Genomic DNA, 16,313 nt, shown 5'->3' with positions numbered 1-16,313 from the left:
AACTCGGGCTAAAGATGGCTTTTTACACGCCCAAACGAACATGGCTTCCCTATATTCTTACAGCCCTTTTCCTCTGTTGTTCTTTGCTGTTATGGTATCTCATTGACCAAGAATTCGCCTATTATACAGGTCTTCCCACCCAATCCTACCATCCCTGGCTGGTACTTGGCCTCGGCCTGATCATTGTTTTTCTCATTATTATTCTTTTCAAAATGATGAATATTTCTCAGCAACGGGCAGCCTCGCTCGATAAAATGAATGAAAGTTTAAAAAATGAAATTGCTGAACGAATCGTCGCACAAGAATCTCAACAAAAATTAGAAGTTGCCCTTTTGCAAGGTCAGAAATTGCAATCCATTGGAACGCTTGCGAGTGGCATTGCTCATGACTTCAATAATATTTTGTATGCGGTCATTGGCTATGTTGAAATGGCGCGGGAAGATGTTGCTAAAGATAGCGTAATTTATAAAAATTTAGGGAAAGTATTAGAGGCAACCGCGCGAGGTCAAGACTTAATCGCGCGTATCTTGGCATTTAGTCGCCGTCAACATCATCATTTTGAAGTGATTGATTTAAAAACTACGATTGAAGCGGCACTTGGACTCCTTCGACCCACGATTCCGGCAAGCGTTATGATTCAGTTTGCGCCCATTGATGCTGAGGTCTTAGGCAACCAAACTCAAATCCACCAAGTCCTAGTCAATATTATTAACAATGCTGTGGATGCCATGGATGGTGAAGGAACAATTTATATTACCATGGCCCCTGTACCCGATAATCATCCTTATCTGAAGCAATTAACTGAAGGTAAAGCGAGAAAATATTGTAAAATTGAAATTAGTGATACCGGTCGCGGCATGGATCAGCATACGATGGAACGTATTTTCGAACCTTTTTTTACAACAAAAGAGGTCGGAAAAGGGACCGGTTTAGGGCTTTCGATTGTGCATACGATCGTGAAGGAACATGAGGGTGAAATTTTTGTAGATAGCCAATTAGGGCATGGTACGAAATTTACAATTCTCTTACCAGAGCAATAATGTGCAACTGTTAAGGAGGGAGTATGGCCAGCATTCTTCTCGTTGAGGATGACGATTTAGTAAGGGATATGTTAACGCAAATTTTGCAACGCGCATCACACGAAGTCATTAGTGCCGTTGATGGAGAGGAAGCGGCGGAATATTTAAAAAAACATGAACCAGACATTATGGTTACTGATATTATTATGCCGAAAAAGAGTGGCATTACTCTAATATCAGAAGTTAAAAATCGCCATCCGCACATGGAAATTATTGCAATTTCGGGCGGCGGCAGATTGGATCCTGCAGGCTATTTAGATTTATCAGAATCCTTAGGTGCTTCAGTTTCTTTTGAAAAACCAATTGATAATACCGCGTTACTAATGGCTATTGATTTACTGTTGCATGGTAGAGAAAAAGTCGAAGATAAAAATCATTAATGATGTTAGTCATGCCAATAACGGTGATGTAGTAAGCGATATTGCTCAGGCTTTAAACCCCTATTTGTTGGGTCACATCGAAAAGTAATGGCGCCACTATTAGCTGTATTTAATTGCAATGCTCCTATTTTGTCATAATAAGCCGTCACACTTGGATGCGGAAAATGATATTGATTGCGATAACCTGTTGCATAGATAACATACTTGGGATGAACGGTTTCAATAAAAGCATGTAAGCCTGATGTTTTACTACCATGATGCGGAGCTACTAATTGCATTGCAGGAAGCTGTCCAGATTGATGTTTTAGCAAACTTTGTTCAGCTAACTTTTCAATATCCCCAGTTAAAAGACTGGTGCAGAATTCGTTTTCAATTTTAAGAACACATGAGCTATTATTCCCTAAGTCTAGTTGATCCTGCGTTGGATAAAGAAAAGAAAAATGCACCCCATCCCATGTCCATTTTTCACCGGCCAAACATAAGCGAGCAGGCATAGGTTTGAGTTTTGCAGGAACGCTAGTTACAAGATCGGTAGGGTTAAAATGCTTCAATACCGATACTATGCCCCCACTATGGTCATTATCACCATGACTAACCACCACTTTATCAAGGTGTTTAACATGAGCTTGGATGAGGTAAGGATAAACAACGCGTTCGCCCAAATCTGCCTCAGCGTTATAGCGAGGTCCTGCGTCATAAAGTAAAGTATGATTTTGCGTTTGCACCACGATAGAAAGTCCTTGCCCCACATCGAGAATAGTCAACCAATACGAAGCCTTACTTGGGGTAGTTGGCTCATGGAAAATACAAGGTAGAAAGAAGAGTATGGTTAACCATTTTCCTGGCATACCGCGTGGTAAGAGTAAAGCAATCATACCAATCACTAGTAATATCACGAGGGTAAAATCAGGTAATGCAATATCATAAGATGCGAATTTGAATTTCGCGCACTGCGAAAGAACTTGCCATAATAGCGCTAAACTTCGATCCGCCCAATATAAACAAAATAACGAAACATTGGGCGCTAAAAATAAAAAGATTAAAGCTACGAAACAAAAAGGTAAGATTAGAAAAGCAACCCAAGGAATAGCAATAGTATTGGCGACAAAAGACACAAGCGTTAGTTGCTGAAAAAAATAGATAGATAAAGGAATCAACCCAATTCCTACAATCCACTGAATCCTTCCATAATGCCACCACCATCCGCCAGGGTGAATTCTGCCGCGCATTGTCATGATAATGATTGCAATGGTTCCGAATGAAAGCCAAAAACTTTCACTCAACACAGACAAGGGGTTAACGATTAAAACGAGTAATAATCCTTGCGACCAAACCACCCAAGGGTTGGTTTTGATCCGCAATAACAAGGCGAGTACTCCTACACTCAGCATGATACAAGCACGTTGGGTTGGAATTGAAAAACCAGCTAAAGCGGCATAACAAATTGCAGCAATCCATGCCACACTGACACTAGCTTGCTTTGCAGGTATCCATAAAAGCAATCGCGTTGAACGACACCATAACCAATGTATTAAATAAATAGTGAAGCCGACAAGCGCACCGATATGAAGGCCTGCAATAGCCATTAAGTGGTTCGTCCCGGTATTTCGCAGAATTTGCCAATGTTCTTGTGGAATTTGCCGCCGCTCACCCATCATTAGAGCAAGCAACCAATGAGAAACATGAGAGTGGGGCAAAACGTGCAGTATTCTTGTTAAAATAATTTCGCGAACTTGCTCAATGGGAAAATGATAACTATGCGCCAACTTTTTATTGGGTGCATGATTTACAATTGTACCCCGTGCACGACTTCCATTTTGCAAAGCAAAAGCTTCAGCATCAAATGTTCCGGGATTTTGTACAGTATGAATCCGTTTCATTCGCGCGTGTAACGTCCAGAGATCGCCGGGATGTAGAGTGACTTTGCAATCACGCCAAGTTAATTGCACATAAACATTTACATTTTGCTTTTCGCCTTTAAAGATCACTTCCCTTAACAAAAATTTAAAACGCGTCTGATGTAATTCCGTCAAAGGTATTGAAGCTACATAACCTTTGAGATTAACCGTCTGCCCTTCCCACTCTTTAGCTAAACACCATGATAATCTCGCCTGGGCATACCAGATTGTAAAAATAGAACCCAGCAGCAAGCCTATTATTGTTATAACGAAGTACGATTTTTTTCTGGAGAAAAATAAGAGGATAAGGGCAAAACCTAGTAAAGAAATAATTGATGTTTTGCTTGGCAGCTCAGTCAAGGTTTGCACCCATACATTCCCAAGCAAAAAAGATAAAACGAAAAGAGTCATGACTTAGTCCTACAGGTTTTTTAATAAAGGAATGAGACACAGTTAAAAAAGAGAAGTGTTTTATCAGCGTGACTTGGTTAATTGGCTACTACATGAAGGTTTGGTTAACTGCGGAGCGTAACAAAGAACACAAACTCGTTAATCCGAGCTTTTAATAAGAATGGAAATATCAGGAGGAAAAACTAAGAAATTGATAAGCTTAAAACCATCATTCCTTTACCGTCACAAGTGTACCATCTTCAATAGAAAGGATGCGTTGGGCGTTTTTAGCAATATTAGGATCGTGCGTCACCATGACCACACTGGTTTGATAATCCTGCTGAAGTTCGAAAAAAAGTTGCAAAACTCGGTCGGCATTTTTAGGATCTAAATTACCTGTAGGTTCATCGGCTAAAACACATAAAGGGTTTGCAACAAGCGCCCGGGCAATTGCAACCCGTTGACGTTCGCCGCCAGAGAGTTGACCAAGACGATGTTTGAGCCGATTTTCTAAACCTACTTTCACTAATAAATTCGTAGCTTTTTCTTTAATGACACGGGGTGATTCACTGCCAATGAGTAAAGGCATACTAACATTTTCAAGTGCAGAAAATTCGGGTAATAAATGATGAAATTGATAAACGAAACCAAGATAGCGATTGCGCAAACGACATTTTTCACTTTCTGCCATGCTTGCTAAATCTTTACCATGGAGTAAAACGCGACCCGTGGTCGGACGATCTAGTCCCCCTAATACGTGCAAAAAAGTACTTTTGCCCGATCCTGATGTGCCGATGATCGCAACAATTTCACCTTTCTGCACGGCAAAATCCATTTTGCGCAACACTTGAATTTTTGCATTCGCATCCAAATAAGTTTTGGATAGGTCGTGACAAGCAAGAACTGGATCACTCATAACGTAACGACTCCACAGGGTTCATTTTAGCGGCACGAAAAGCGGGATAAAGAGTTGCAACTAAACTTAATACGAGCGATGCAATACTGATTGTAACAATATCGCCTATTTTAACTTCCGAGGGAAGATAGTTAACAAAATAAACGCTTGATGATAAAAATTGAACCCGAAATACATGTTCGATCCAGTTCACAATATCTGTAACATTAGAGGCGAGTAGCACACCACCAATAATACCTAACAACGTACCGAAAACACCCACCAAACCCCCTTGGATAATAAAAATATTCATAATCATTCCAGGCGTTGCACCAAAAGTTCGAAGGATGGCAATATCAGATTGTTTATCATTTACAACCATTACTAATGTTGACACGAGGTTAAAAGCAGCTACCGCCACAATAAGCATTAAAATAAAAAACATAATAGTCTTTTCTAATTGAACCGCATGGAAAAACTCACCAAACTGATCTGTCCAAGTCGAGATATTAGCGGTGGGTGTTAATTCAGTTCGGAGTAGTTGAGCAAGACGAGGCGCGCCATAAACATCTTTCATATTAACGTGCAGGCCAGAAACATTTTTACCTAAACCAAATAGCGTTTGCGCATCACCTAAATGAATAAAGCCAAGTCCTGCATCAAAACCAAACCCTCCACCCGCATGGAATAATCCCACTATCGTAAAACGTTTTGATTGCGGAAAAACACCCATAGGCGAAAGTACTACTTTAGAAGTGACTAAAGTCACTTTATCGCCCAAGTTCGCGCCCAAACGATTTGCTAAATTTTGTCCGAGAATAATGCCGAATTCGTGCGGTTTTAAATCAGTAAATTTCCCACTTACCACTTTCTCAGATACTGCCGATACTTTTTTTGATTCGTCGGGTAATAAACCAGTAATTAATGCAGGCTGCACGGAGCCTCCAAAATTAATTAAAACTTCTCCCGTCACAAAAGGAGCTGTCGCGGTAATACTCGGATAAGACATTAATAATTTTTGAACTTCAGCCCAGTTTTCTACATAACCAGAAGCACTGCTGACTGTCATGGGAGGAACCATGGTAAAGACCCGTTTTTTAATTTCTCGATCAAAACCATTCATAACGGAGAGCACTGTCACCAAAACCATTACACCCAATGCAATACCGATCATTGAAACAAGCGAAATAAAGGATATAAAATTATTCCGTGTCTTGGCACGGGTATAACGTAAACCAATAAATAAAGCGGCTGGTCTAAACATATTGCGGTTTAGCTCCTTTAAATAAACGAAAGAAATTATCCGTCGTGATTGTTGCAAATTCTTCAATCGGAATATTTTTTAACTCAGCTAAAAATGCTGCTGTATATCGAACAAAAGCGGGTTCATTAGTTTTACCACGATGCGGGACGGGCGCAAGATAAGGCGCATCGGTTTCAATTAATATGCGATCGAGCGGAATTTTTTGAGCAATGACTTGTAAGTCTTTCGCATTTTTAAAAGTGACCACACCTGAGAATGAAATGTAAAAGCCCATATCGAGTGCTTTTTTAGCCGTGTCCCAATCTTCTGAAAAACAATGCATCACACCACCAATGTCTGCTGCATTTTGCGTTTGCATAATGCGAATTGTATCGTCTCGTGCACTGCGAGTGTGAATGATTAAGGGTTTTTGTAATTGTTTTGCAGCTTCAATATGGTTAATAAAACGTTTGTGCTGCCACGTTGTATTGGGATTAGTTCGATAGTAATCGAGTCCCGTTTCACCAATCGCAACAACTTTTGAATGTTGACCCAATGCTACTAATTCTTCTATCGTAGTCTCTTCATCTTGGTTGTTAGGATGCAAACCAACGCTCGTATCCACAAAAGTGTATTGCAAAGCGGTGGCTAAAACCTGCGGAAAATCTTTAATTGCCACACACACATTTAACAGATGTTGAACATCAGCTGATTGAGCACGCGCAACAAATGATGCAATCGATGTTGTTGGATCGGCATTTGCAAGTAAATCTAAATGACAATGTGAATCAACCAAAACCATAATACAAACCTATGTTAAACAATCGGACCAGCGGATGAATAATGATTCTAACATTAATTGCTTATTCAAGTTGATGCTACTTGCAACTGCTTGTTGATACGCCTTAATTTCAGTCATTAACTGCACGTTTTTCTGCAGGCGTGTTGTCTTTGCTAACTGATTAATTTGCTGTTGGTAATCGCAATTCACCAGCATGGTTTGGTCTGCTTGCAATTGGATGCGCAGCAAATCAATTAACCAGCTTAGCATTAAATGACAAAGCGTTGCGGGTGCAGTGTTATACAAAGACTGGGCGGCTTTAAGAGGATCGGTCTGTTGACAACTGATTTGCCAAAGTGATTCGAACAATTGAGCTCTCAGCTTTAATTCATCTCCTTCCTGCAAGAGACGGGCCGAAAGCGGCGCACCTTGCGCCACCCGCAGTAAAACATCCGCTGTAAAATCAGCGGCACCGCGTGTCTTACTCTTTGTCAATTGAGTTTCAAGCCACGACAAAGCAAGTTTATTATCCGGCTTGACGAAGTTAATGCGTTGACAGCGACTGCGTAAAGTTGCAGGCAATTGTCCACTTTGATCACTTATTAAAATAATAATGGCCCCTGTTGCAGGCTCTTCTAATGTTTTCAATAATGCATTCGCTGCTTGATTATTCATTACATGAGCAGGATTGATGATCACTACGCGATATTCACTTTGGAAAGCAGTTTGCCCAACAAAATTTGCTATCTCACGGATTTGATCAATTTTAATGATCGAGCTTGTTTCTTGGGGTACAACCCACAAAACATCAGGGTGTGTTTTGGCCATGAGTAAATGGCAAGCATGACAACTTGTGTCCGGCTCGCTGCAAGCACGTCCTAATTTGGCACGGTGCTGACAAACTAATGCTTGGGTTAGCGCTTCCACAAATACGCTTTTGCCAATGCCTTTCATGCCAACACAAAGCAAGGCATGCGGTAAACGATTCGCCGCAAGCGTCTGCATCATGTTTTCCCATAAATGGGTTTGCCAAGGAAGAATCATGAGATTATATCGTAGGTTTGGTCGTTAATTGATGGTACTCGAATCTGGAAAAGTAGGCTACTAATCCGGAAATGATTAGTCCTCCATCTCCTGCAGGAAAGTTGTCATGATGGACTTAATTTGCACGAAGACTTGCGCTTGCGTACCGGTTGCATCAATAATTTTAATGCGTTCAGGTTGTGCTTCAGCTCGTTGTAAATAAGTGTCTCGGACTCGATTAAAGAATTCATACTCTTCTTGCTCAAAACGATCGCGCCCTTGCTTTCGTCCTGCTGCTCTTTTAAGCCCCAGCTCAGGTGTTACATCGAGTAAAAGGGTTAAGTTGGGATAATGTGATCCAACAATCCAGCGATCTAAATGGAAAATTTCGTCGTGGCTCAACGCTCTCCCGCCGCCCTGGTAAGCATAAGTTGCATCGATAAAACGATCACACAACACCCACTCGCCGCGAGCTAAAGCAGGAAGGATACGATGTTGTAGATGTTGATGTCGCCCTGCGAACAAAAGTAATAATTCAGTTTGAGCTGTCACTTTTTCCTCGCCTTCATGTTGCAAAAGCAATGTACGCATCGACTCAGCAAGCGGCGTTCCACCCGGCTCGCGGGTTACAATAAACGGATACTTAGCTTGCAAAAGAAGTTCACCCATCAATGCTAAGGCTGTTGTTTTTCCTGCTCCCTCAATCCCTTCAATGCTAATAAATTGTCCCTGCTTCATCCAATCCCCACCCTCTTCTTCGCCAAAATTTTATCTAAGCGTTGATTGATAATTTTCCGATTAAAATAACTTTCCTGAGGCTTGACTACTTTGGCTTTTTTATTGGCAAAATTAACCGCTGCAAGATGTGCAGCTAACGTAGTTGAAAATTGATGACTGTGATCACCCTTTGCTACGAAATAAAGATAATTTGTTTTCGCAGGATGCAAGGCTGCGTAAATTGAATCATAGCTCGGCATAGCAATGGGCGTAGGTGGCAAGCCTTTATGGATATAAGTGTTGTAAAGATTGGGGTCCATCAAATCCGCCTTAGTAATATGCCCTTGGTATCGTTCTTTCAACCCATAAATGACAGTGGGGTCAAATTGTAAAAGCATACCTTTCCTCAAGCGATTAATGAGTACGGAAGCAATGAGAGGACGTTCTGTATCAAGGTAAGCTTCCTTTTCAATGAGTGATGCAGCCACTAAGGCTTGATAAGCATTTTGATAAGGTAAACCTGAATCTTTTGTAGCCCAGGCTTCTTGTAAGCGTAGCTGCATTAAATCATAAGCACGCTTTAAAATAACCAAATCAGCAATGCCGCGTGTATAGAGATAAGTTTCGGGAAAAAACACGCCCTCTGCTTGCTGATAACTACCACCAAGGCGGTCCATGATCACTTCTTCGGGTTGATCCTTAGTAAGTTGACGTAAGCTTTCAGTTTTCGCGAGTTCCAAGCGTAACTGTGCAAATGACCAACCTGGAATAATAGTGAAAGATCGATAATAGTGTCCCGTTCCTGTGGTGACTTGGCGCCAGATTTGCCACGCGCTTGCACCTTCCGGAAGTAGATATTCTCCCGTTTTAAGTTGAACCTGACTTTGTAACTCCACAAAGATTTTAAAAATAGTGGAAGAGACAATATTTTTATCCGCCAATTCATTAACGAATTGCTTGTGAGATAAACCAGGACGAAGATAAAAAATTAAACCTTCTTTTGGTTTAACGCGTGAGGTTGATAAGGTAATAAAAACTGCACTGACTAACATTGCAAGTCCGAGTAAAACGAGAAGAGCAAAACGACGCGGGAAACCTTCAGCAATCATCATCAGCACATCCTTAGCGTAGAAGCATACAGATGGGATATTACGTGGTGTATACTTACTCTCAATTATTTATATAAGTAAGATTTACTTTTACTCATTCAATCTGAGTCACATTTCAATCAGCTTTTCTAAAGATTAATGTACCGTTGGTTCCACCAAATCCAAAGGAGTTTGATAAAGTAACATCAATTTTCATAGGCTGTGCATGATGCGGAACAAAGTTTAAATCACAACCTTCACTCGGATGATCAAGATTAATTGTAGGCGGTGCAACTTGATCCCGAATCGCGAGAATCGAAAATATAGCTTCCACTGCACCCGCAGCACCCAATAAATGTCCCGTCATAGATTTTGTAGAACTAACTGCTAAAGCTTTTGCATGTTCACCAAACGTGTTTTTAATGCCTAACACTTCTAGCTCATCACCAAGCGGCGTTGAAGTACCATGCGCATTAATATAATCGACTACTTGCGGTGCAATTCCAGCATCTTGTAAGGCGGACTTCATTGAAGATGCAGCGCCCGCGCCATTCGGATCCGGGGAAGTCATATGGTGAGCATCTGCACTCATTCCAAAACCAATCACTTCGGCATAAATATGAGCGCCGCGTGCTTTGGCATGGTCATACTCTTCCAAAACTAATATGCCTGCACCATCACCTAAGACAAATCCATCACGATCTTTATCCCAAGGTCGACTTGCTTTGCCTGGTTCATCGTTGCGCGTAGAAAGGGCTCGCATTGCAGCAAAACCTGCAATACCAAGTTTTGTTGTAGCCATTTCAGAAGCGCCAGCGATCATTACATCCGCATCCCCATAAAGGATAGTGCGGAATGCTTGACCGATATTATGAGTTCCTGTTGTACAAGCAGAAACAAGAGCAATATTAGGTCCCTTCATGCCGTATTGAATAGAGAGGTTACCACCAATCATATTGATGAGGGCGCCAGGGATAAAGAAAGGTGAAATCCTGCGAGGACCCGAATTTAATAAAGTTTCATGGTGTTTTTCAATGCTGGGTAAGCCACCTATTCCTGAACCAATCGCAAAACCAATGCGATCTGCATTTGAATCATTTACTGTTAATTTAGAATCTGCAATGGCTTGCACAGCAGCTGCCATGCCATATTGAACAAAAACATCGCGTTTACGCATTTCCTTTTCAGGCATATAGAGCGTTGCATCAAAGTTTTTGACATGCGAACAAATCCGGCAAGTTAAATCGGTTGCATCAAAATGTTCAATCGCTGTAACACCACTTTGGCCTGCTAAAATAGCCTTCCAACTTTCTTCGACCGTATTGCCTACAGGCGTTACCATGCCTAACCCTGTTACCACTACACGACGCTTACTCAAATGTCTGCCCTCTTTGAAACTTTTAATTGTTGCACGAAGATGGTAGCAGGTCCTGGATGACTACGCTTTTCTCCACCTATAAGCTCCAAGGAGGAGGTAGCTAATATTGGGGGAAACATAGTAATCCAAGACCTAACCATTACCTTCTCAATCACCTAGCCCGTTTTACCTTCTTTTTCCGCACGGCTTACAATATATTTCACAGCATCTTTAATGGTGACAATTTTTTCTGCTTCTTCATCAGGAATTTCTGTTTCGAATTCTTCTTCTAAGGCCATAACTAATTCAACGGTATCTAAGGAATCTGCCCCTAAATCGTCAACAAAAGATGCATCCACCGTAACTTCATCTTCTTTAACGCCTAATTGCTCTACTACAATCTTTTTCACGCGTGTTTCAATTTCGCTTTCTTTCATCGTCATAAAAAATCCTCTTAAAATAAATTGGGCTGGAACAATTCTTGGCAGAATATAATTTGTGCTAGTTTATTCAAAAACCATCAACTTGCAAGTTGGAATTTAATTCATGTACATCCCGCCGTTAACGTGCAAAGTTTGACCAGTAATATATCCAGCTGATTCACTGGCTAAAAATACCACCGCTGCAGCAACATCTTCGATGCTACCGGGGCGCTTCATTGGGATACGGTCGAATATAGCTGTCCTTTGTTCCTCAGATAAAATATTAGTCATATCAGTCGCAATGTAGCCTGGCGCAACAACATTCACCGTCACATTTCTCGATCCCACTTCAAGAGCGATCGCTTTACTTAATCCGACGACACCGGCTTTAGACGCACAATAATTAGCTTGACCCGGGTTGCCCGTCGAACCCACGACTGAGCCAATTGAAATGATACGCCCAAACCGCCCTTTGATCATGTCACGCATACAAACCTTGCTAAGACGAAAAATGGCATTGAGATTCGTATCAATAACTTGTAACCACTCATCTTCTTTCATGCGCAATGAAAGATTGTCTTGCGTAACCGCCGCGTTATTAACCAGGATTTGAATAGGACCAAAGTCAGCTTTAATCTGTTCCATTAGCTCATCAATCGAAGCTTGAGAAGTGACATTTAAAGCGTAACCCCGCCCTACGATACCGGCGTCTTTCAATACTTTCGAAATCCGGTCTGCACCTGCTGCAGTCGTTGCGGTACCAAGCACTGTCGCACCGGCATTTCCTAAGGCCAAAGCAATGCCATGCCCAATGCCTCGGCTTGCGCCTGTCACTAAAGCTATTTTATTTTTTAATACAGTGTTAGCCGACATCATTTAGCCCTCATGCATACGTTTTAGCACTGCATCAAACTGTCCTATTTCAGCAGTAGACATTAATTCTAAATCTTTATTAATCCGCTTATTAAGCCCGGTTAATACTTTACCGGGACCGCATTCTATCACAGATAAAACCCCCAATTTGGAGAAAGCTTGGATCGTTTTAACCCATTGCACAGGTGAACAAAGTTGCTTCACTAACCCCTCACGAATCGAATCGACATCGCTATAGGGTTTGGCATCAAAATTACTTAAGATAGGAATTTCGGGCTTGTTTAACACGATAGAATTCAATGCCTTGCTTAGTTGGGAGGCAGCCGGTTCCATCAATGTAGAATGGGAAGGCACACTCACTGGCAATTTGACAGCTAGTTTAGCTCCCTTTTCCCTTGCTAAAAGAATGGCTCTCTCAACGGCAACTAAGTGACCCGCAATAACGATTTGACCTAAACTATTAAAATTAGCCGGCATCAGAACTTCATTGAATCCTCGGGAAGCTGCACAAATCTCTTCGACTAAAGCTTCTTCTAAGCCTAATAGTGCTGCCATCCCTCCCTCACCTTCTGGCACAGCATCTTGCATTAATTCACCACGCAAACGCACTAACTGAATAGCATCTTCAAATCCTAATGCATTCGAACAAACAAGCGCTGTGTACTCCCCTAAACTATGGCCTGCAAAAGCTTGTGGAGAAAGATCCGTTTCCTGCTTTAAAATTTGCCATAGGGCGTACGATGCAGCCAATAAGGCAGGCTGCGTGTGGATGGTTTTATTAAGTAAAGCATCAGGACCATTTTGAACAAGCGCCCATAAATCAAAATCAAGGACAGCTGAAGCGCGATCAAACGTCGCTTGAACAAGAGGGTAACGGGATGCAAAGGTGGATAGCATCCCTACCTGTTGAGAACCTTGCCCGGGAAAAATAACTGCCATAGAATGCATGATGTTTTCTCACTTTATGCAAAGATAAACCCAAGAATTTAGTAGCGAATCAAAGCCGATCCCCAAGCAAGACCGCCACCAAATCCCTCTAATAATAAGATTTGTCCCCGTTTAACGCGGCCGTCACGAATTGCTTTATCAAGGGCAAGCGGAATGGATGCGCTAGAAGTATTCGCTTGTTCATCTAAAGTAATAGCAACACGTGACAGGGGTAAATCAAGCTTTTTAGCCATCGCTTGAATAATACGAATATTAGCTTGATGAGGGATCAACCAATCCACTTCTTTTTTAGTCATTTTGTTTGCTTGGAGGGTTTCATCGAACAGGTCACCTAATATATTGACGGCGAGCTTGAATAAGGGATTACCAACCATTTTTACCGTTTCAATATTAGGGGACTTTGAATGGCCGAGCGGCAAATAAAGAACATCTTTATAAGTACCATCTGCATGAATATGGGTCGATAGAATACCCGGTTCTTCACTTTGGCCCACCACAACTGCTCCTGCCCCATCACCAAAAAGCACGCAAACGCTACGATCGTTCCAATCAATAATTCTCGACATAATTTCACTGCCAATCACTAAAGCATTTTTAATCATGCCAGTACGAATATATTGATCAGCAATGCTTAAGCCATACATAAATCCAGCGCAAGCCGTAGCGTTTAAATCAAAGGCAGGACAACCAGCAATTCCTAATTTTTCTTGCAAAAGACAAGCTGTACTTGGAAAAACCATGAAGGGCGTCGTAGAAGCGACGATGATCATGCCAATATCTTCTGGTTTTAACCCAGCGGCCTCAAGTGCTTTGCGACCTGCTTGCTCCGCCATGGTGACAACATTTTCATTCTCAGCAGCAATATGACGTTGTTTGATACCCGTACGCTCAATGATCCATTCATTTGTGGTATCAACCGCTTCTTCTAATTCAAAGTTAGTAAGGATTTTTTCAGGCAAATAACTACCCGTACCTAATATTTTTGTATACATGGTTGGCTTCACTCAGTAGGGAAAGATGGTTTTAGCAATTGTCCAACTTGAGAACGGATGCGCTCAGGAATTTTACAAGTCGCACAGATCATAGCTTCTTCAATGGCATGCGCAAATGCTTTGACTGAAGCGCTACCATGACTCTTGATGACAATACCATTTAAACCAATAAAAATAGCGCCATTATATTGAGCAGGATCAATCCGTTTATTTAAGTTTTTCAAAACGGGCTTAACTAATAAGCCTAACAATTTTGTAAATGAATTTTTTAGGAAAGCTTGCTTTGCTAAGTGAGAAATAAAACGCGCCACGCCTTCTGATGTTTTTAGAGCAACATTACCCACAAAACCGTCACACACGACGACATCAGCTTGTCCGTTATAAATTGCATCACCTTCAATGTAACCCGCATAATTAATGACTTTGCTATCCGTTAGCAATTGCGCCGTCTTTCTAACCTGCTCATTTCCTTTAATTTCTTCAGCACCGATGTTAAGCAAATAAACTGCAGGTTGCGTTATATTTTCCATAGCGCTGACTAAAACAGAACCCATGACAGCAAATTGAACCAAATGTTCGGCTGTACAGTCGACATTGGCGCCAAGATCCAGCATGCGAACATTTTTATTAGTTACGTAAGTTGGAAAAGTAGAAATAATTGCAGGTCGGTCAATGCCAGGAAGAGTTTTTAAGACAAACCGCGCGGTCGCCATGAGTGCTCCCGTGTTGCCAGCACTTACTGCAGCATCAGCTCGACCTTCCTTAACAAAATTGATGGCGATACGCATCGAGGATTTCTTTTTGGTACGCAAAGCACTCGCTGGTGACTCGCCCATTTCAACTTGCTCTGTAGCATGCTCTATGGAAATACGATTTTTGTCATAGGAATGGGATTGCAGCGCGCCTTGCAAAGCATGGCGATCACCCACCAAAATTAAATGAAGATGAGGATGGAGATGAAGGGCTTCTAATGCAGCGGGTACAGTAGTGGAGGGGCCAAAATCCCCTCCCATAGCATCGATGACGATGGTTGTCACAATTAAAATCTACTACGCTTCGTCGCTGCTATCTTCTTCAACGGTCGCTTTATTATTAATGACTTGGCGACCCTTGTAGTAACCTTCTGGACTAATATGATGACGTCGGTGGGTTTCACCCGTGGCCGCATCAATCGCTAAGGTTGGTTTTTCTAATTTATCATGTGAGCGACGCATTCCCCGTCTCGAACGTGTAACGCGACTTTTTTGAACAGCCATTATTTTAACTCCCCACTTATCAATAACTAATGCTAAAAATTTTGGATAACCAGGCTTTATAACTAAAATATGAGCCGATATGGCTTTATTTTAATTAGATCCTGTTAATCACTTCCGTTTGTCTTTTAAGGATTCTAATACCTGAAAAGGGTTTTTTTCTTTTTCTTTCTCCCAACGCGGGCCTTGCAAAGGTAGTTTCACATTGCAATCTTCTGGAAGATGGCGCGGAATAATAGGCAAATTCAAAATAATTTCGTCTTCAATCAATTCTCTAAGTGCCAAGTGTCCGTCTTTCGCTAAGGCCGGCTCATATCGTTCGGGCAAGTCATTAGCTTCGTCAAGCGTATTGACGATCCCCAGAATAAAGTCGGATATTATTTCATAAATAAAGGGTTCCATACAACGCTGACATTGCAAGGTAACATTAGTTTCAAGGTGTCCCTTTAAAAACGAAATATTTTGCTCATCAACACCGAACTGCAAGTTAACGGAAACCAGGTTATCGCTTGGGCTCAAATTTGTGCTCAGGCGATGCATATCTGCGACTTTAACAGTACCGGTTAACCCTAGTTTTTGTTCGGCAAAACGAAAGGGGTCGATATGTTCGGGTATAAACTTATCAGGCATGGGGGCATTGTAGGGAGGGAAAAGATGTCTGTCAAATAAGTTTAAAGAAGCGCAGCCTCATGATTCTTCAATGATTCTACCCTTCCTATCCGTATTTTACCTCTTCTCTTGCATCAAAAAATGCCATGCTGAGCCTTTTTTTCCCCTCGCCAATTAAGCCTTGTTGTCTACTTTATTATTTCACCGTCAGAATGAAAAACCGCTTTGCGCCTCCTCGCTGTTAGACCATAATAAACGTGCTTTAGATTTCCTTGCACTCAAACAAATTATCCTTTATCTTGTTATCTTAGCGTAGTAAAACAACTACATATAGTGTTTTTGTCGTTTACCTGCTTTTTTGATTT

Annotated in this window: 17 protein-coding genes; 2 read left to right on the top strand and 15 right to left on the bottom strand. The window is 41.5% G+C overall.

The features are described from left to right. Positions 1–14 precede the first annotated feature (14 nt). Both H0W64_02160 and H0W64_02155 read left to right on the top strand, forming a co-directional pair. Positions 15–1,040, top strand: a complete 1,026-nt coding sequence (locus H0W64_02160; GenBank protein ID MBA3660509.1) for a hypothetical protein — start codon at positions 15–17, stop codon at positions 1,038–1,040. A gap of 23 nt (positions 1,041–1,063) precedes the next feature. Beyond that, positions 1,064–1,459: a response regulator gene (locus H0W64_02155; protein ID MBA3660508.1), complete on the top strand. Its 396-nt coding sequence runs from the start codon at positions 1,064–1,066 to the stop codon at positions 1,457–1,459. Between the two features lie 5 nt (positions 1,460–1,464). On the opposite strand, the gene H0W64_02150 is transcribed toward H0W64_02155, so the two are convergent. The 15 genes from H0W64_02150 to H0W64_02080 all read right to left on the bottom strand — a co-directional run bounded on the left by H0W64_02150 (position 1,465) and on the right by H0W64_02080 (position 15,969). Beyond that, positions 1,465–3,768, bottom strand: a complete 2,304-nt coding sequence (locus tag H0W64_02150) for a DNA internalization-related competence protein ComEC/Rec2 (protein MBA3660507.1) — start codon at positions 3,766–3,768, stop codon at positions 1,465–1,467. A 208-nt stretch (positions 3,769–3,976) separates the two neighbouring features. Then, a complete protein-coding gene (gene lolD / locus H0W64_02145; GenBank protein MBA3660506.1) occupies positions 3,977–4,663 on the bottom strand; it encodes a lipoprotein-releasing ABC transporter ATP-binding protein LolD in 687 nt (228 codons plus the stop codon). Beyond that, positions 4,656–5,906 (bottom strand): lipoprotein-releasing ABC transporter permease subunit, encoded by a 1,251-nt coding sequence (locus H0W64_02140; GenBank protein ID MBA3660505.1) that lies wholly within the window; start codon positions 5,904–5,906, stop codon positions 4,656–4,658. Before H0W64_02140 ends, lolD begins: the two co-directional genes overlap by 8 nt. Further along, entirely contained in the window at positions 5,899–6,687 is a 789-nt protein-coding gene (locus tag H0W64_02135; protein ID MBA3660504.1) for a TatD family hydrolase, read from the bottom strand. Before H0W64_02135 ends, H0W64_02140 begins: the two co-directional genes overlap by 8 nt. Before the next feature lie 9 nt (positions 6,688–6,696). Beyond that, positions 6,697–7,710 carry a DNA polymerase III subunit delta' gene (locus tag H0W64_02130; GenBank protein ID MBA3660503.1) on the bottom strand — a complete coding sequence of 338 codons (1,014 nt, stop codon included), beginning with the start codon at positions 7,708–7,710 and terminating at the stop codon, positions 6,697–6,699. 75 nt (positions 7,711–7,785) lie between these two features. Further along, positions 7,786–8,427 (bottom strand): dTMP kinase, encoded by a 642-nt coding sequence (locus H0W64_02125; protein MBA3660502.1) that lies wholly within the window; start codon positions 8,425–8,427, stop codon positions 7,786–7,788. Next, positions 8,424–9,518: an endolytic transglycosylase MltG gene (gene mltG / locus H0W64_02120; protein ID MBA3660501.1), complete on the bottom strand. Its 1,095-nt coding sequence runs from the start codon at positions 9,516–9,518 to the stop codon at positions 8,424–8,426. Before mltG ends, H0W64_02125 begins: the two co-directional genes overlap by 4 nt. 112 nt (positions 9,519–9,630) lie before the next feature. Beyond that, entirely contained in the window at positions 9,631–10,872 is a 1,242-nt protein-coding gene (fabF, locus tag H0W64_02115; protein MBA3660500.1) for a beta-ketoacyl-ACP synthase II, read from the bottom strand. 155 nt (positions 10,873–11,027) lie between these two features. Then, a complete protein-coding gene (acpP, locus tag H0W64_02110; protein MBA3660499.1) occupies positions 11,028–11,288 on the bottom strand; it encodes an acyl carrier protein in 261 nt (86 codons plus the stop codon). Between the two features lie 102 nt (positions 11,289–11,390). Continuing rightward, a complete protein-coding gene (gene fabG, locus H0W64_02105; GenBank protein MBA3660498.1) occupies positions 11,391–12,146 on the bottom strand; it encodes a 3-oxoacyl-ACP reductase FabG in 756 nt (251 codons plus the stop codon). Positions 12,147–12,149: 3 nt separating this feature from the next. Beyond that, a complete protein-coding gene (gene fabD / locus H0W64_02100; protein ID MBA3660497.1) occupies positions 12,150–13,094 on the bottom strand; it encodes an ACP S-malonyltransferase in 945 nt (314 codons plus the stop codon). A 38-nt stretch (positions 13,095–13,132) separates the two neighbouring features. Further along, complete coding sequence (locus tag H0W64_02095) at positions 13,133–14,086, bottom strand: ketoacyl-ACP synthase III (protein ID MBA3660496.1); 954 nt, start codon at positions 14,084–14,086, stop codon at positions 13,133–13,135. An 8-nt stretch (positions 14,087–14,094) separates the two neighbouring features. Beyond that, positions 14,095–15,126, bottom strand: a complete 1,032-nt coding sequence (gene plsX, locus H0W64_02090) for a phosphate acyltransferase PlsX (protein ID MBA3660495.1) — start codon at positions 15,124–15,126, stop codon at positions 14,095–14,097. A 9-nt stretch (positions 15,127–15,135) separates the two neighbouring features. After that, positions 15,136–15,342, bottom strand: coding sequence for a 50S ribosomal protein L32 (gene rpmF / locus H0W64_02085; GenBank protein ID MBA3660494.1), 207 nt, complete (start codon positions 15,340–15,342; stop codon positions 15,136–15,138). Between the two features lie 108 nt (positions 15,343–15,450). Then, complete coding sequence (locus H0W64_02080; protein ID MBA3660493.1) at positions 15,451–15,969, bottom strand: DUF177 domain-containing protein; 519 nt, start codon at positions 15,967–15,969, stop codon at positions 15,451–15,453. Positions 15,970–16,313 lie beyond the last annotated feature (344 nt).

The organism is Gammaproteobacteria bacterium, from assembly GCA_013816845.1.
GTDB lineage: Bacteria > Pseudomonadota > Gammaproteobacteria > DSM-16500 > DSM-16500 > Aquicella.
The sequence above is the reverse complement of the archived record's forward strand: the minus strand, read 5'-3'. Positions and strand labels throughout refer to the sequence as shown.